This window comes from Pseudoalteromonas sp. B160 (genome assembly GCF_037162485.1).
In the GTDB taxonomy this organism is placed as follows: Bacteria; Pseudomonadota; Gammaproteobacteria; order Enterobacterales; family Alteromonadaceae; genus Pseudoalteromonas; species Pseudoalteromonas rhizosphaerae.
Window position 1 is genome coordinate 88,304 of record NZ_JARLUX010000002.1, and the last position, 18,211, is coordinate 106,514.

General features: G+C 41.2%; 16 protein-coding genes. 13 read left to right on the forward strand and 3 right to left on the reverse strand.

Going from position 1 to position 18,211, the window contains the following annotated elements; all coding sequences use genetic code 11:
- Positions 1-109: 109 nt before the first annotated feature.
- Positions 110-667, reverse strand: coding sequence for a DJ-1/PfpI family protein (locus tag P4S61_RS19065; protein WP_145242058.1), 558 nt, complete (start codon positions 665-667; stop codon positions 110-112).
- Positions 668-1,450: 783 nt separating this feature from the next.
- Between P4S61_RS19065 and P4S61_RS19070 the strand changes: the two genes are divergently transcribed.
- From P4S61_RS19070 to P4S61_RS19090, 5 genes are all read left to right on the forward strand, one after another.
- A complete protein-coding gene (locus P4S61_RS19070) occupies positions 1,451-2,233 on the forward strand; it encodes a GGDEF domain-containing protein (RefSeq protein ID WP_337118984.1) in 783 nt (260 codons plus the stop codon).
- 17 nt (positions 2,234-2,250) lie between these two features.
- Positions 2,251-2,967 carry an SIR2 family NAD-dependent protein deacylase gene (locus P4S61_RS19075; protein WP_337118985.1) on the forward strand — a complete coding sequence of 239 codons (717 nt, stop codon included), beginning with the start codon at positions 2,251-2,253 and terminating at the stop codon, positions 2,965-2,967.
- A 25-nt stretch (positions 2,968-2,992) separates the two neighbouring features.
- Positions 2,993-3,790, forward strand: a complete 798-nt coding sequence (locus tag P4S61_RS19080) for a response regulator (protein ID WP_182761786.1) — start codon at positions 2,993-2,995, stop codon at positions 3,788-3,790.
- A gap of 272 nt (positions 3,791-4,062) precedes the next feature.
- Entirely contained in the window at positions 4,063-4,479 is a 417-nt protein-coding gene (locus tag P4S61_RS19085; protein WP_182732112.1) for a hypothetical protein, read from the forward strand.
- A gap of 134 nt (positions 4,480-4,613) precedes the next feature.
- A complete protein-coding gene (locus tag P4S61_RS19090; RefSeq protein WP_145242050.1) occupies positions 4,614-5,150 on the forward strand; it encodes a hypothetical protein in 537 nt (178 codons plus the stop codon).
- Positions 5,151-5,287: 137 nt separating this feature from the next.
- Here P4S61_RS19090 and P4S61_RS19095 read toward each other — a convergent pair whose 3' ends face one another.
- Positions 5,288-8,227, reverse strand: coding sequence for a TonB-dependent receptor (locus P4S61_RS19095; protein ID WP_337118986.1), 2,940 nt, complete (start codon positions 8,225-8,227; stop codon positions 5,288-5,290).
- Positions 8,228-8,428: 201 nt separating this feature from the next.
- Here P4S61_RS19095 and P4S61_RS19100 point away from each other — a divergent pair, with 201 nt between their 5' ends.
- From P4S61_RS19100 to P4S61_RS19135, 8 genes are all read left to right on the forward strand, one after another.
- Positions 8,429-9,676 carry an amino acid deaminase gene (locus P4S61_RS19100; RefSeq protein WP_145242046.1) on the forward strand — a complete coding sequence of 416 codons (1,248 nt, stop codon included), beginning with the start codon at positions 8,429-8,431 and terminating at the stop codon, positions 9,674-9,676.
- A gap of 12 nt (positions 9,677-9,688) precedes the next feature.
- Entirely contained in the window at positions 9,689-10,540 is an 852-nt protein-coding gene (locus P4S61_RS19105; protein WP_145242044.1) for a MurR/RpiR family transcriptional regulator, read from the forward strand.
- Complete coding sequence (locus P4S61_RS19110; protein ID WP_337118987.1) at positions 10,540-10,770, forward strand: hypothetical protein; 231 nt, start codon at positions 10,540-10,542, stop codon at positions 10,768-10,770. Before P4S61_RS19105 ends, P4S61_RS19110 begins: the two co-directional genes overlap by 1 nt.
- Entirely contained in the window at positions 10,716-12,011 is a 1,296-nt protein-coding gene (locus tag P4S61_RS19115) for an N-acyl-D-amino-acid deacylase family protein (protein WP_337118988.1), read from the forward strand. The genes P4S61_RS19110 and P4S61_RS19115 overlap by 55 nt, the downstream gene beginning before the upstream one ends.
- Entirely contained in the window at positions 12,004-12,387 is a 384-nt protein-coding gene (locus tag P4S61_RS19120) for a RidA family protein (protein WP_145242042.1), read from the forward strand. The genes P4S61_RS19115 and P4S61_RS19120 overlap by 8 nt, the downstream gene beginning before the upstream one ends.
- 161 nt (positions 12,388-12,548) lie before the next feature.
- Positions 12,549-13,997: a sodium:solute symporter family protein gene (locus P4S61_RS19125; RefSeq protein WP_145242040.1), complete on the forward strand. Its 1,449-nt coding sequence runs from the start codon at positions 12,549-12,551 to the stop codon at positions 13,995-13,997.
- Positions 13,990-14,931, forward strand: coding sequence for a PfkB family carbohydrate kinase (locus tag P4S61_RS19130; protein ID WP_182732114.1), 942 nt, complete (start codon positions 13,990-13,992; stop codon positions 14,929-14,931). The genes P4S61_RS19125 and P4S61_RS19130 overlap by 8 nt, the downstream gene beginning before the upstream one ends.
- A complete protein-coding gene (locus P4S61_RS19135) occupies positions 14,924-17,242 on the forward strand; it encodes a family 20 glycosylhydrolase (protein WP_145242036.1) in 2,319 nt (772 codons plus the stop codon). Before P4S61_RS19130 ends, P4S61_RS19135 begins: the two co-directional genes overlap by 8 nt.
- 58 nt (positions 17,243-17,300) lie before the next feature.
- Here the strand turns inward: P4S61_RS19135 and P4S61_RS19140 are convergent, their stop codons facing one another.
- Positions 17,301-17,981 (reverse strand): SDR family oxidoreductase, encoded by a 681-nt coding sequence (locus tag P4S61_RS19140; protein WP_182733872.1) that lies wholly within the window; start codon positions 17,979-17,981, stop codon positions 17,301-17,303.
- Between the last annotated feature and the right edge of the window lie 230 nt (positions 17,982-18,211).

Below are 18,211 nucleotides of genomic sequence, written 5' to 3' on the forward strand. Positions count from 1 at the left end.
GAATTGAAGTGACGACACCATCAATACGTAAAGACTTCGTTTTATTACTCCATAATTCACTGTGAGCATTTATAAATAATTGGCACATGACCTTTCCCTGTAATTTTAGTTAAAACAAAGCGACAAACTGTTTTAACATAGCCGGATGCGCAGGCCAAGCTGGTGCTGAAACTAAGTTACCATCGGTAATTGCACCATCCATTGGTAACTCAACGTACTCGGCACCGGCCATTTTCACTTCTGGTTGGCAAGCTGGGTAAGCAGAGATTTTTTTACCTTTAATAACACCTGCGGCGGTGAGTAATTGCGCGCCATGACACACCGAAGCGATAGGTTTATTGTTATTTGCAAAATACTTAATGATCTCAATTACTTTAGCATTCAAACGTAGATATTCAGGTGCACGTCCTCCTGGTAAGTAAAGCGCATCGTAATCAGCGGCATTAATGTTGGCAAATGTCGCGTTGAGCGCAAAGTTATGACCGCGCTTTTCGCTGTAGGTTTGATCCCCTTCAAAATCATGAATAGAGGTGGCAATCATATCGCCTGCTTTTTTATCTGGGCAGACTGCATCCACATCGTGGCCCATTGCCAGTAATGCCTGAAACGGCACCATATTTTCATAGTCTTCTACAAAGTCACCAGTGATCATTAGTACTTTAGCCATTTGCTGCTCCTTACGATTTGTTAATGTATTTACTGCTTGTCCAGTTAAACATGCTCACAGTAAGTAAGGGTAGTATGGGAATACTACAGCTTTAATTTATCAACTGATCGGTAATATCATGCTGCAATCGCTACGGTAAAAAATCAATAAATGCTCTGACCATATGTTTTTAAGGTTTTCTCGCTAGGCTTATAAAAAACAAAATATAATTATTAAATGATACTTTTGAGGCCGCTTTTATCCTCTGCTTTAGCAATATTTCCAGTCTTACCGAGTCTGTTGCAACTTAGATAAGACTGAAGATTATTGTTAATGAGCAGGCGAATTTTTTATGCAATGAGGTGCAAAAACCTATTTGCTCAGCTTAGTAATACGAAGATGTTATCCGTGTATAAGTTGACTTTTAGTAATTATTTCCTACTTCACTTTTACAATGATCTTATGTCTAGACTATATTTGAACTGGTAACTGATTAATTATTTTAATTTTAGTGCAATCTTACAATCAGCTTTTGTATGCAAAGATTGCCTTTACTATTGATAAGTGATGCATTGTATTGATGATTAGCTATTCCGATATGGCCGAGCGAAAACTTATTATTAGGTTATTCGCCGCAATAGGTACGGTAACAACGCTTTGTATGGCGATGATAGCTTTGTTTAATAATCAACCTATTTTGGCTTATCCTTTATTAGGCTCATCGGCTTTATTTGCCTCCTCTTTTTTCTTGGCGATAGAGTTGAGATTTCCTCTTTAATTGTTCTGTATACTTTATATGCTTTAATGATTTATTTAGTACTTACAGGTGGGAGCCATGGCACTGGGCCGATTTGGATTTTTATTGTATCTCCGGTTACTTTTTTTGTGCGTGGTTTTAAACGGGGAATCATTGATTTAATTATTTTTGTAATTTGCGTAACTGGCGCCTTTTATTTATCGAGCTACTTTAAATTTTACAGCGGCTACTCGGTTTATTTTCCAATTCGCATTATTGCTTCTTTTATTATTGTTGCTCTGTTGAGTGGCTTTTATGAATATTTTCGGCAAATGTACAGCCATCGTTTGATTGAACTTGTTCAAAAAAATGAATATTTAGCGACTCGTGACCCTTTAACAAACCTACCCAATCGACGTTATGCTATGGAAGAGCTCGAGCAATTTGAAGCACAGCAGCAATCGGCGAGTATCATTATTGCGGATGTAGATAATTTTAAGGATATTAATGATCAATATGGTCACTCAGTTGGCGATGAAGTGCTAAAACACCTTGCTGAATTATTTGTTGCTCAGTTAAGTGAAAATGATATGGTGGCGCGCTGGGGCGGTGAAGAGTTTTTATTTTTTCTACGTCATAAAAATAAACAACAAGCGACACAATTTGCCAACGATATTCATTATGCTTTATCACAAAATCGTTTAGATATTGGTGTAAACCAGCTGGCTGTTACAGTGAGCATGGGGATCAGTAAACTAACTGCGGATGTGCCGATTGATAAAGCGATGCACAAAGCGGATGAATTGCTTTATCAAGCAAAAAAGCAAGGCAAAAATCAAACGTGTGTTTAGCGCTTATTGGGAACGCTATGAATACATTATATATAACCGGAGCCGGTGTGAGTGCCGCCAGCGGCATTCCTACCTTTCGAGGTGAAGATGGGTTTTGGACTATTGGTAGTAAAAACTATACGCCAATGGAAATGGCTACGCGTGCTATGTATGAAAACAACCCACGGGAGTTTTTAGCTTGGTATTATCATCGCTTTGCTACTTATCGCAACCATGGTCCTAACGAAGTTCATCAGTGGTTGAGCGATAAAAACCTGATCACACAAAATATTGACGGGCTAGATGGCAAAGCAGGCAATAAAAACTATATCGCCATTCATGGCCGGCTTGATCAAATGACTTTGTTTCATCATCAAGGCGATGATGTGAAAGCGCATACGACACCGTGGAATAATGTAGACGAAAGCCGCTTACATGAGTCACTGCTTGAGCTGTTTAACATTGAAAACCAGCAGCCAGTGGTGGATCAATCTTTAAAGCCTTTTGTGTTGTTATTTGATGAATACTACACTGAACTTTATCGTATTAGCGAAGCACAACAGCGGATGCTTGATGCCGATAAAATCGTTTTTATTGGCACTTCGTTTAGCGTTAATATTACCCAAATGGCGCTAGAAGTGGCACGCAATTACGATATCCCAATCGAAATCGTTGATCCAGAACCTGCGCATGTTATGTATAGTAATGTGAGTTATCATAAAATGACTGCATTAGACTATATTCAACGTAACTAAACATAGCAACACTGAAGAGATTTAAATGAAAGATTTAACAGCAATAGCCAATTTATCAATATTATTAGTAGAGCCTTCAGATGTTCAGCAAAAGCTTATTATAAAGTCACTTACTCAATGCGGTGTGTCACAAATTGAAACTGCCACTTCTCAAGCGAAAACGTTAACAATGCTGGAGAATTATCAGCCGGATTTGGTTATTAGCAGCATGTATTTTTCTGACGGTAGCGCTGACTCTTTATTGCAAAAAATCAGAGTAACCCCTGGTATTGAGCATCAAGCTTTTATGCTGGTATCAACAGAGCGCAATAAAACCTATCTTGAACAGTTAAGGCAGTCAGGGGTATTAGCTATTTTACCAAAGCCATTTAGCGCTGAGGCAATTACGCGTGCGTTAAAGGCAACCTTAGATATTATCACTGAAGAAGAAGTTGAGTTAGAGCATTTTGATGTAACGCTATTGCGTGTACTTGTGGTTGATGACAGTCGTTTTGCACGCAAGCATATTATTAGGGTATTGGCTGGAATGGGAATACCGACGCCTGTAGAAGCAGAAAATGGCAAACAAGCGATTGAACACCTTAACACCCAATCATTTGATTTAATTGTTACTGATTACAATATGCCAGAAATGGATGGCAAAGAGCTAACGGAGACCGTAAGAAGCTCGAATGCTTACTCGCATATTCCTATTTTGATGGTGAGTTCTGAGGCAAACGACACTCATTTAGCTAATATTGCTCAAGCTGGTGTAGACGCCATATGTGACAAGCCATTTGAACCTGCCACAGTCAGAGAGCTACTATTTAAAATAATGTCTTAGATATTAATTACTTAATAGTAATCTAGGCTGCTATTAAGTCTCGTAATTAAGAAAAGTAATTCTGAACACTAAAAAGACATAGTTGTTGTCTTTGCTAATCAAGTCATGTTTAAGCGCCAATATTCATCAAATTACACTGGAAGTTGCAGGCAGTTACGATATCCTTGTTATATGTTTGCTCCAGCGTCAGCGCAAATGTGAGTTATAAAGAATGCTGGTATTGCAGTGCTGCCAATAGCTAGCTCCAAGTGTATGTAAAGGAATACGTTGATATGCAATACATTGAGTATACTACAATACTTGCCGTGATATTTATCAGTGGTTGCAGTGATATTAAAATAGAGAAGCAGTGCTTTGAGCCCATTCATTATCAAGCAAATAAATTATTTCAAAGTAGTGAAATTCGTGTCGAACCTATATGGTTTGGCCATCCTCGAAACGACTACTTAAAAGATCACAACGTAGAGGGTCATCTCAGCCCTTACGGCGGGTTTGAAAAGATATCAGCCTCTAGTCAGCTTACTCTTACAGGAAATATATATAAGATAACGCCAAATATAGGTGAGCGTTATATTGGCAGAAATTCAGAGTATCTTTTATTTGAAGTCACAGTTGATGCAAAAAAGTATGTGATTTCTGATCAGATCCCTGAGCATATCCTGCTACCTTTACGGTGTTTTTTTAATTAATGCCGTGTCTATATAGATAATGTTATTTCGTTGGCTGCTAGTGGTGCTTATCTTGTCACCTACTCGCATAGTTAAAAACATGGAAAGTCGTTGTTCAAAAATTTAATTTAATTTAAATAAGGAAATGTTTAACAATGAAGTATTTTAAAACCCCTGAATTTTTGCATGAAGTGTTTGGCGAAAAACAATCGATTTTAGAGATCACCGGTACTATTTTGTTTGCTTTAGTCGGCAGTTGGGTTATTTATTCGGTTGCGGAGATTAAACTCGATAATTGGCGAGCAATCTTAGCTTTTATATTAATTGCTGACGTATTAGCAGGATGTATTGCTAATTTCACTCTTGGTACCAATGAGTTTTACACAAAGCGTCCTAAAAATAGGCTGATTTTTATTGCCATTCACGTTCATATAATAGTGATTGCGTGGTTACTTTCACAGCCACTAGATACTGCACTGCTTATGTGGGCATATACGATAGTGGCAGCATCTGTTGTTAATGCGTTACATGGTAAATCAATCCAGGGTTTTATTGCTGCAAACTTAATGTGTTATGGCATCTTTTTGTTGATTTACTTATCGCTGCCAACGTGGTTTTTGATGGTGAGTCTATTTTTTATGATCAAAGTTTTATTTAGTTTTGCTGTTGATCACTATCGGCAATCAGCCTAGATGAATCCACTTAGGTATAAAAAACCAGTACAGCTTAATTAGCTGTACTGGTTTGCTATTTGGCAAAAAAGCTTATTTAAATAATGCTAAGTCTTTTTATCTCCTGGGCAGAAGTGTGCCAAATGTGTTGTTAAGCGTTAAAAACGGGTACGAATACCAAACGTAATACGACGCTCAAAGATATTTTGGGTGATCACATGATCAGACCACTGTGCGTAAATATCTTCTTTTTCTTCGGTTAGATTGCTCACTGAGGTATAAATGCTCATATCTTCAGCAAATTCATAGCCGGCATACATATCAAAGTACAAAGTGCTATCGGTCCAAAATGGCATTACCCCTTCGCCCATTGGCGAGCTTAAGCTGTCTAAGCGATCACTACGGTAGTTAGCTGCAAGACGTAGTTGTAATGGGCCTTTTTCGTACCAAAGTACAGCATTGGCTGATTTTTCTGAGTTATCTTGAATTGGTAAACTTTTGCCATAAACATCAACGTTAGCGCTGTCACTTGGCGCATAAGTAAAGTTTAGTGATGAGCCTAAGCCATCAAATGGCGCTGGTAAAAAGTCAAATGCTTGCTGATAAACAACTTCAAAACCTTTTATGTCACCACCTTGGCCATTTATTTCAGTGGTTACAGGTACTTCACGGCGAATAATGCCATCAATATCAGGCAAGCCTTGCATGACAATACCGTTTTCAACAAATGACTCTATGTCCATTAAAAAGGCTGAAATACTTAATAAACCGCTGTCATTAAAATACCACTCAGCAGATAGGTTATAGTTAGTTGCGCGCCATGGTTCTAGATCAGGATTACCATTTTGGCGACCTTGTACTGCCACTAATAAGTCAGGGCTTACTCCAAGCTCAGCGGCAAGTACATCTCCGGCTCGGGTACGACCAACACTTATACCACCAGCAAGCTTTCCAATATCGAGCGTGGTCATTGTTTTACCGTAACCTGCACGTAGGATCACATCTTCGGTTAGGTTTAAATTAAAGTTCATTGATGGTAAAAAATCTGAGTAATCTCTGTTTAACCATTTTTCACCGGTTTTCTCACTGGCAGTACACAACGAACAAGGACGCGCAGAGCCTAGTTGATTTTGCAGCATGTCGAGTTCGGTTTTAATATATTGTGCGCCGATATTTGCGGTATAGCTCAAATCACCCAATTCACCAGCAAAGTTTGCTTTAAAGTAAGCTGTTTGAGTTTGTTCTTTTACTTGGTAAGTACGTGACGGATTAGCTAATCGTTTGTTACTCGGGTAAATTGCATTTTGAAATGCCATTGGATCGTCCATTACTTTAGGATCGATTAAGTAAAAACTATGCCCAGCGCCACCTGGCCCTAAACCATTGACTTGGTTGACCCAACCATCGGGCATATCACTAAAGAAGTTGGTTTTCCCTATGGTTAAATCACCACCTGCTACGCTATTTTCACCGTCGCCATTGGTATCACCTAATGATGCGCCGGAATCTTTCCACATCACATCGGCACTAATATTGCCGGTGGTAAATGGTGCAACGAGAATATAGGTTTCGCGCTCTACGTCTCGTTTTGATGCCCGCAGACCAAAATCAAGATTCTGTAGGTGATCTGTCTCAAAGGCATAATGGCCATCAATACGGGCAACATCAAGTGTGGCTTGTTCTTCAAAGTTATTTTCAGAGTAGGTTGAAACGAGATTATATTGGCTTATATCATTACCAAAGCCTTCTGCAAAACCAAGGGTTAAATATTCGCCGCTGCGAGAAAAGCTCACATCAACTTCTTCTGGGCCATAGCCATTGGGGTTAACTGGCGTAATACCATCACCATGATTTTTTAATAAACCATGTTGTGCGCCTGAGGTTAAAAAGCCGTGGGCCACATTTTCAGTATGGCTTCGCTTTGCAGAGCCATGAATATACCTAAATTCACCAGAGAGTGGGCCATCACCTTGGTATTCGAATAAAAAGCTAGCATTGGTTGATTCACGGTCGTTAGTTAAACTTTCAGAGTAGGCGCTAACCCGACGAACTTTTAAGTTAGCATCGTTGACTGTGTATATTTGTCCGCCCCGATCATTATCTAAGCGAGGAATAAAGTTATCAGAATACGCCCAAATAGAACCACGGGCATTATCAACCATCACCCCTTGCTTACGATCGGCGTCATCCATTTTTGTATAAAACAAGTCACCAGTAAAAGTAAGTGTGTCGGCAATTTGATATTGAATGGTAGTGTTTAGGCCAAGGCGATCACGCTCTGTTTCTCGGTCCATCACGCCATAAAAACGTTGGCTGTAAAAGCTGTCGTTAAAATCGCCATCACCGTTAAAATCGCGGTCGGTTTCATTTTGCACTTCTGAAGAGGTTAAAATTGTGCCATTACGGTAATTCGCTAAGGTGCTTTCGTCATAAGCGGCAGTAACAATAATGCCAAATTTGTCATTGTTATATCCGGCAAAGGCTACCAGTTTAGGGTCGGTTTGCTCTGATAAACTACCACGGGTTGCTTCTCCTGTGAGTGAGAAGGTTGTGCCTTGGTCAAGATCAAATGGCCTACGTGTTTTTAAATCTAAAGTACCTGAAATGCCACCGGCCAAGGTGTCGGCTTGAGGTGATTTAAGCACATCAATCCCTGATAGCAGCGCCGCTGGGACATCAGTGAAGTCTGGTTGTAATGTTGTAATTGAACCTGCACTTAAGAATTGTTCGCCATTGAGCAAAGTGGTTACTTGCGGCATACCGCGAACGTTAATGGTTGAGCCCTCACCCGCAGAGCGGCGAATTTGTATGCCAGGGATACGTTGCAGCGTATCGGCAATGGTTACATCAGGCAATTTACCAATATCTTCCGCGGTAATAGAATCCATTACTCCAGTACTAAAGCGTTTGTTGTTAATATCTTGTTTGTTACTGGCGGCAATACCGCGCACTTCAATAGTTTCTATGTCGTCATTTGCTGTCTGTGCTTGGTCTGCGGCAAAAACGCCAAAGCTGGTATAGCCACATACAATAGCGGCGACGGTTTTTGCTATTAGGCTCCTATTTAAAGTGGGTTGGTGACGGTTTTTAATGCTCATGCTGATATACCTCATCCTGTAGATTTAAAAGTTAATTATTATTTCCTGTTAATTTGTAACAAGTGTTGACTACTTGCTTGTTATTAATTAACATCGCTTTCAAACAAAATGCAATAACAATTACATTAACATTTGATAATTTTTTGATTTTTAATCCAACGTTGCTATCTAAGGTAATGATTTAAAATAAGAGTTTTATTTATGGAAAAGTTAGCCATGAAACGCGCCGCAAAAATTTATACTATGAATAAAGGCTTAGGCAACAGCGAAACGATCATACAAGGTGATTGCAATGTTGCTAAGCAGCAGGTGAGTCTTCCTTGTGCGTGTATTTATCAAACGCGTTTAGATAATAACATTGCATGGATGGCTGAGTTCGCCAAACAAAGTCAGGTGGAGTTTTCACCGCATGGTAAAACCACCATGGCACCGGATATTTTTAAAAAGCAATTAAATGCAGGTGCTTACGCGATCACCATTGCAACTGTGCAACAAGCAGTGGTAGCAGCACAAGCTGGCGCTAAGCGCATTATCATGGCGAACCAATTAGTTGGTAAAGCCAACATGCAGCAGCTTAGCTATTTATTAAAACAGTATCAGGTTGATTTTTATTGTTTAGTGGATGATGTTAGCAATGTAACAAGCCTTGGCGAGTTCTTTAGTAAGCAAGGCATACAAGTTAAATTATTTATTGAGTTAGGTGTGCCTGGTGGACGTTGTGGTGTAGTTGATGAACAAAAGCTCCAACAATTGGTTGCGCATATAAAGCAGTTTTCTTCATTACAGCTTGCGGGCATTGAAGTGTATGAAGGAGTGTTGAGTACACAAAGTGAAGTGACTGCATTTTTAACGGATGCGGTAACAACATGTAAAGAGTTGATTGAGCAGCAGGCTTTTGCCACCGAACAAGTAATTATTACCGCAGGTGGCTCAGCGTGGTACGACTTAGTCTGCGATGCTTTTGCACCTAGTAACATGCTCGATAACATGGTGCCTGTGATCCGCCCTGGCTGTTATGTCGCTCATGATCAAGGGATTTATGGCCATGCGCAGCAACAGATTCTAGCGCGTAATCCGTTGGCGTGTAATATTGGTAGCGATTTACAATCATGTTTAGAGGTTTGGGCATATGTACAGTCATTGCCAGAACCGGGACGAGCAATTATTGGTATGGGTAAGCGCGATGTGGCATTTGATGCCGGGCTACCTATTGCGAATTTACATATTGACCAACACGGTGTTGTTACTAAAGCAGGTGCTGATTGGCAAGTTGAAAAAATAATGGATCAGCATGCCATGCTGCGTGTTGATCAAAATAGCCACTTAAAAGTCGGTGATATTATTGCCTTTGGGACTTCACATCCTTGCCTGACATTTGATAAATGGCGTTATATTAATGTTATCGATGATAATTATAACGTTGTTGGTATCTTTGATACGTATTTTTAGGAGAGTAGTTAATTGGATATTGTTTCACGAATTAAAGAGCGTTTAGGCCATTTACGGCAATCAGAGCAACTCGTTGCACAATTAATTTTAGCCGATCTGCAATATGCAGCATCGGCAAGTATAAGTGATTTAGCACAGCGCGCAAAAGTCAGTCACGCATCTATCACTCGGCTAGCAAAAGCGCTGGGCTGCGATAATGTGCGTGATATGAAACTACAGCTTGCACAATCACTGGCAGTAGGAGAGCGCTTTATTAGTGAAAATGCCTCTGTACGTGAAGATATTCCAGCTATATACAAAGCAATACACGATATTCTCGATATTAATGCCGGATTAATTGAACAGTCGCAGATTGAAGAAGCAGCTCGCTGTATTGCTGAAAGCCGTCATACGTTAATTTTTGGCGTTGGTGGGGGTAGCTCTGTAGTTGCACAAGAATGCCATAACCGCTTGTTTCGACTGGATGTACTCAGTAACGCTTACAGTGATCCGGTGATGATGAGAATGACTGCCGCCAGTGTTGATATCAGTGATGTGGTGGTGGTGTTATCGCTTACAGGCTTAGCAAATGACTTAATTGATGCGGCAAATATTGCCAAAGATTATGGCGCTAAAGTGATTGCGGTTTGCCCAGAGAGTGCGCTTGCTGATATCGCAACGATTCACTTACCAATTAAAACTAACGAATCAGATTACATTTTTACGCCCAGTACAGGCCGTTACGCGATGCTTGCTGCAGTAGACATATTGGCAAGTGAAGTGGCTATTTTAACGCAGAAAAAATCTCGCGAAAAACTTCGTCGCATCAAACATGAGTTAGATGAGTATCGTCAAGGACCAGACAGAGCACCACTAGGAGATTAATGATGCGGCACGATATCTCGCAATCAGCAGACACAATCATTTATCAAGCAAAAGTATTTGATGGTTTAGGCAATGCGCCTCAGTACATGGATGTCGCAATTAAAGGTGAACATATTGTCGCACTCGGCGAGTTATCACAGTGGCAGGCAACACACACAATAATGGCCAATGGATTATGCCTAGCCCTGGGTTTATCGATGTACACACCCATGATGATCTTGAGTTGTTAAGAAACCCAGCGATGGCAGCGAAAATAAGTCAAGGGGTGACAACGGTGATCACCGGTAATTGTGGGATCAGCGCGGCGCCGGCAAAACTAACTGCAGATGCGCCGGATCCAATGAATCTGCTGGGTGAAAAAGCAGAGTTTACTTTTGCACAGATGCGCGATTATATCGATGCATTTAATGTACAAAAAGCCAATGTGAATGTTGCAGCATTGGTAGGGCATACCACATTGCGCAATAACGTGATGGATGACTTATTACGTCCAGCGACGCTTGACGAAATTGCCGCGATGCAATTGCAATTGGATGAAGCCATAACCCAAGGTGCCCTCGGTTTGAGCTCTGGGCTTGCCTATCGCAATGCACAGTGTGCACCTGAACAAGAGGTACAGGCATTTGGCGCTATCTTACAAAAGCATGATGCTTTATATACCACCCATTTACGCACCGAGTTTGATGCCGTGCTTGAGGCGATGGATGAAGCGTTTGCTATGGAGCAAAAGTTTGGCATTAAAGTGATTATTTCCCACTTGAAGTGTGCAGGTAAAAATAACTGGGGACGCGCCCCAGAGCTGTTAGCAAAATTTGCAGCACAAGGCGAGCACTCAAAATGTAGTTGCGACGCATACCCGTATGCGGCCAGCTCCAGTACCTTAGATTTGAACCAAGTGACTGACGACTTCGATATTTTTATCACTTGGTCTGATGCCCACCCTGCAATGGCCGAGCAATTACTTGCTGATATTGCTAAACAATGGGACGTCAGTTTGCTGGATGCTGCTGAAAAACTGCAGCCAGCTGGTGCTGTGTACCATGGGTTAAATGAAGACGATGTAAACACTATTTTAGCGTTTGATAAAACCATGATTGGTTCAGATGGTTTACCGTGCGATCCACACCCACACCCTCGGTTATGGGGCTCATTTCCCCGAGTGCTGGGTCATTACAGCCGTGAACAAGGAATTTTTTCATTAGCAACTGCGATTCATAAAATGACAGGCTTAAGCGCGGCTAACTATCGGTTGGCAAATCGTGGAGTGATCAAAGTAGGCAACTTTGCCGATTTGGTGTTATTTGATGCCAATGAGATTATTGATAACGCAACATTTGTTGATCCAGAGCTGGCGGCTTCAGGAATTCATCGTGTCTGGACCAATGGCCAAGCAACCCTTATAGATAAACATATTCTACCTGCATATTCAGGTAAATTTTTAACATCCCTAGGAGCAAGTAAAGATGATTAGACGAATTGGTATTGAAGGCGGTAAAGGTACCGGTGGTCAGCACTTACCGTTTGCACGCGCAGTAGAAGCGGGTGGTTGGCTGATGGTATCTGGACAAACCCCAATGAAAGATGGAGAAGTGGTTGAAGGGGGGATTATTGAGCAATCAACACTGGCGATTGAAAATTGCCTCGAGATTATGAAAGAGGCCGGTTATGAGCTCAAAGATGTGGTGCATGTTACTGTTATTTTAACTGATTCTCGTTACTTTCAGTCGTTTAATAAAGTGTTTAAAGAGTATTTTGGCGCTAATCCACCGGCACGTATTTGTGCGGTCGCGGATTTAGTCGTCGATTGTAAAGTTGAGGTGGATGTTACCTGTTATAAGGCGCCTTAAGATTTTGTCAGTAGCTGAATGACAGCGCTGACATTTACACCTAAGAGCACACAAAATAATAACCGCTCTTAGGTCAGAATAATAACTAACATCAACCACGTAATTAATAATTAGAAGTGCTGTTACAAAGCGCAGCGTGGATTGGTGGAGCAGGGTGTCTTATGAAGTGGCAATTATTAATGGCCTTTTTAGGCTACTTAGGATTTATGATTTGGTTTGGTTGGTGGGTAAGCCGAAATTCTAAAGGTGGCGATGACTTTTTACTGGGGGGACGTAATTTACCGTTTTTTCTTACGTTAGGTACTACAGTTGCCACTATGGTAGGAACAGGATCATCAATGGGGGCTGTGGGATTTGCTTATTTAAATGGCTGGGCTGGGATGATCTATGGCCTTGGTGGTGCTGCGGGAATTTTATTATTAGCAAAATTATTTGCGCCAGTGCGTGAACACCAATTCATGACTATGAGTGAAGAAGTATCATACTATGTGGGAGCACATCCACTCGTTAAGAATACCATCGCAATATTTATTTTTGTCGCCAGTATTGGTTGGTTAGGAGCGCATATTCTGGGCGGTGGTATGTATTTAGCATGGCTTACTGGGTTATCGCCATTTTCGGCAAAACTTATTATTGCACTGGGCTTTAGTATTTACGTGGTGATTGGCGGTTATGTTGCTGTGGTATGGACCGACTCTATTCAAGCATTGGTGTTATTTGTTGGCTTTTTCTTGATGGCTGGGGTCGCTCTTTATGAAGTGGGTGGCTTGGCTGATATGGCCAATGCGCAACCTGCGCTTAACCAAAGCTTTTTATCATTGGATAAAATAGGTGCAGTGCATGGCTTATCATTGTTTTTCGCGGTGTTAATAGGCGTCTTGGTTGCGCCATCATTTCGCCAACGTATTTATTCTGGCAAGCATGTTAAAAGTATTCGTCAATCGTTTTATTTATCGGGTGGCTTGTATTTAGTATTTGCCATAGTACCTGCCATTATCGGTATGGCAGCTTATGCACTGAATCCTGCTTTAGAGAACAGTGCATTTTCTTTCCCTTTTATGGCGTTTGAATTATTACCTTTTGGCTTGGCAGCGCTGGTTATTATTGCTGGCCTTTCAGCCACGATCTCCAGTGCTAGCTCAGATGCGATTGCAGCTGTGAGTGTATTAATACGTGATCTGTATAGTTTAGTATTCAAACGAATGCCCCACGCTAAAGATGTTGTATTACTTTCGCGGATGGGCTTAGTGATGACGATAGGCATTGCGTTATTATTGGCGTTATTAACTAACGATGTGATTGGTTACATTACAAATATGATCGCCACTTTAATGTCGGGTCTATGTGTATGCGTGTTATTTGGTCATTTTTGGCCACGCTTTAATTGGCAGGGGGCCATTACTGCTTTATTGGTTTCGCTGTTGGTTTCGTTGGCGATTATTTTAACGCCAAATTGGCTGGCTTATTGGAGTAACCCAATTATTCCGGCCACTTTAGGCTCCGCTTTATTAGCTGCTATGGTAACTTTGTTTACCCCAGTTCAAGTGTGCACATCTGCACAAGCATTAGCTATTTTAAAAGCTCAACGCGAGGAAATGCAACATGATTAAGATTGCATTTTTTGGTGAAGCGATGCATGAACTATCTACAAATCAAGAGCTTAATTTTGGGGGGGACACCTACAATACGGCAGTTTACTTTAAACGTCTTATGGGAGAACAGGTGCATGTTTATTTTATATCTGCCATTGGTAGCGACGAACTAAGTAAGCAAGCTAAGGCTAGGTGGCAGCAGCAAGCGCTTAAACTCGATTTTTTACAATATGCAACAAATCATACTTTAGGCGCTTATGGTATTACGCTTGATGCTAATGGCGAGCGAGTTTTTCATTATGATCGAAAAAATAGCGCTGCCAGAGAGTATTTTAAGCTTGATAGTCAACATCAATTCTTAACTGCATTGCAGCAGCAACAGTTTGATTACCTTTATTTTTCAGCTATAAGTTTAGCAATTTATGATGACCCAACTAAACAGCTATTAATGACTGCTATTGCACAGTTTAAGCAAGCTGGTGGCATCGTTATTTTTGATAGTAATTATCGCCAAGTGCTTTGGCAAAGTAATATGCAAGCACACTATTGGTTTCGCCAAGCCTTTTTAGTTGCAGATATCATTTTTGTTACCAACGACGATCACTTTGGTGTGTTTGGTGATTGTGAACAACAGCAGTTGGTCGACTTTTATCGGGCATACCCACAAGCGTTGCGAGTGATTAAGCAAGGACTGGATGACACCATTGTGTTACAGCAACAAACAATTAATTACTATCCAGTAACCGCAGTCGCGAAGGTAATTGATACTACCGCGGCTGGAGATGCGTTTGCAGCGGGTTTTTTAGCTGAACAAATATTAGCGAGTCCTTGTGCAATTGCAGTGCAGACTGCCCAGCAACTTGCGGCTCAAGTGATCACCGCCGCAGGGGCAATTGTCGCTACAACAGTGACTCTCAAAGCAAGCAAACAACAGGAATTAAACAATGCATAAAATTATTCATTTTATGATGGGGGCAATGCTACTGAGCAGCTCTTGTTATGCTTTTTCTGCGCCCGCCACCGAAGCGCTGATGCCAATGCCTAAAGAGGTGCAATCATTGGCTGGGAGTACTACCTTTGAAGCAACTCTTAAGGTATTTATACCTAAAATGCAGCACGCAATCGTCCTGCCTTTATTAAATAGTTCGTTGTTTGCTACCCAATTTCAGCATCTACAAGTTACGCCAAGAGCGGCTGCGCAATTACACATTAATATCACGCAAACAGTGAGCGAGTTACCTTATTTAAATATGGATGAAAGTTACACGCTAACTATTGCAGATAATAAAATTGACCTAACGAGTGCTAATCAATACGGCATGCTTAGAGGATTGGCGACTTTATCGCAGCTATTATTTAGTGCTAAGCAGCCGCTACAAGTTAATAATCTAATTATTACGGATGAACCAACTTATCCGTGGCGTGGTTTATTATTTGATGGCGTGCGTCACTTTTTGCCAATTGCAGATGTAAAACGGACATTACGTGGCTTGGCTTCAGCCAAGTTTAATGTGTTTCACTGGCACTTAACCGATGATCAGGGCTGGCGAATTGAGCTAAATAGTTACCCTAAACTACACCAGCAGGCATCCGATGGTCTTTATTATACTCAAGCACAAATTAAAGAGGTGGTTAGCTATGCGGCAAAGTTAGGTATTCGGGTGGTGCCAGAGTTTGACGTTCCGGGTCATGCCAGCGCGATTATACTTGCGTATCCTGAACTTGGTAGCGGAACTCAATTAACTCAGATGGAGCGACGTTGGGGCGTATTTAAACCGTTACTGGATCCAAGCAACCCTGAGGTTTATAAATTTGTTGATGCAGTAGTCGCCGAGCTTGCGGGTTTGTTTCCTGATCCGTATTTGCATATTGGTGGCGATGAAATTGATGATACTGATTGGCAAGCCAATAGTCATATTCAAGCTTATATGCATAAGCAAAAACTGGCTGATAGCCATGCATTACACGCCTACTTCAATCAACGGGTTGCTAAAATATTAGCAAAATACAATAAGAAAATGATTGGTTGGGATGAGGTATTACATCCTAATTTGCCTAACAACACCTTAGTGCAATCATGGCGTGGTCATCATTCATTGGCGGCGATCACTGAGGCCGGTTTTGATGGTTTGTTATCAAGCGGGTTTTATATTGATCAGCCGCAGTGGACGAGCTATCACTATCGTAATCATCCGCTGCCGCCGGCGAAACCCGCAGTAACGGCGAAGACTGTAATCGGACATGTTGATTTTACCCTCACACGCATAAAAGGCAGCGCGGTGACTGGCGATATTACTGTCTTTGCAAGTGATCAGTCTCGTATGCAAGCAATTGTCAACATCGCGGGTAAAGGGGCATTCATCACTGATAAAGTGACTAAAATAGCGAATAACTATCAGGTGCTTATTGATACTTGGCTTGGGCCAACTCAGCTGACATTTAGTTTAACGCAGGCTAGCAAAGATCCCGCATTCGTGGGTAATACTCCTTATGTGTTTAGGGCAAATGTCGGTGGTGAGATACCTCTGGTGCAGTTGAACCAACAACTAAAACATCAGCAGCAACGAGCCAAGCTAGGTAATGTATTGGGTGGTGAAGCAACTATTTGGGCTGAGCTTATCACCTCTGATAATTTAGATACGCGTATTTGGCCAAGACTCTATGCAATAGGAGAACGTTTTTGGTCACCTACTAGCTTAACGGATGAGCGCAGCATGTACACTCGGCTTGCGCTAATGGACCAATACGCCGATGAACAGTTAGGCTTACTACATCAACAGCAGTTTATTCAACGTTTAGAGCAGCTACCAGAGGTTTCAAGCAGTGCGCTTAACGCGTTACTTACTTTTAGTCAGCTGATAGAGCCCGCACACTATTACACGTTGCATCATTTAGCGTTTCTAAGCGATGATTACCATCAGTTAGCGCCACTGGATAAATTAGTGGATGTTTTACCGGTAGAGAGTTTAACCTTAAAACAATTTGATTATGCGGTGGATGATTACCAACAACAATGTGATCGCCAACAACTTACCGCATTGCAAAGTCAGCTAGTAATGTGGCAGCAAGTACTTACTAATAATCCGCAGGTATTTTTAGCGGTTAATGAGTGGCAAGCAAGCTATTTGGCAATTGTTGATGCTCTGCAAAATAAAGATGCGTTAAGTGAGTCGCAAGTTATCGAGATCAATCATGGTACGATTGCGCAAGTTATCGCATCAATTAACCGATTAAAACAGGCGCGTTTAAGTTGCAGTAATTAATTTACTGCTTGGATCAAATTAAATGCCCTGTTAAGGGCATTTATTACTGTCGAGTCCGTTAATTACTCGGCATCAAAAATAACTCTCGTACATTGCAACGTGGGTTTGCCTCTATAGCAAATAGTACTGCCTCGGCTACATCATTTGGGTCGAGTTTGTCGGGTTTTGCTTCATCAAAAAAAGGCGTATTGACCATGCCTGGGGCAATAGTGGTGCAGCGTCCTTGCCATGGCTTCATTTCTTCAGCTAAGTTTTGTCCAAAACCGTAAGCAAACCATTTTGTTGCGCCATAAACAGAGCCTTTAAGGGCAATCCGTCCTGCGGCTGAGCTGGTTAAAATAAAGTGTCCTGTGGTTTTTCTTAGGTGTGGCAGAGTGAGTTTTGCGGTGTAAAGCAGTGCATTGATATTAATATCAATCATTGTTTGCCATTGCTCAGGATCGCCCTCTTCAACACCTGGCGTTTGAACACCCATACCGGCATTGGCAAATGCAACATCAAGGCGGCCAAAGTGTTTTATACCTGTATTAACTACGTTTTCAAGCGATGAAAAATCAGTGGCATCTGCGCAAACTGCTAATGCGTTATCAGCCCCGAACTCTTCAACCAGCGCATTAAGTTTGTCTTCACTGCGAGCGGTCAAAATTACTTTATGACCGTTTGCGACTAAGGTTTTTGCTGTTGCTTCACCAATACCACTGGAAGCGCCTGTAATAAGTACAACTTTTTCTTTACTCATGACTTGCTCCTCGATTAAATCTGAGACTAGGTTTGATACTCTTAGTGGTGATGGTAACAGTGAAGGATTAACCTCCATTGAATGCTTATTACACCAACTTGCTGGCTTGGTTTAACTATATGATTTTTAATTGTTTTTAAAGATTAAAATAAAAAGTTAGGTTTATATTTATTATGCTATATAATCGCGCGGTTTCGCTTTGAGGCCAGCTTATTTTTAGCAGGCTACAA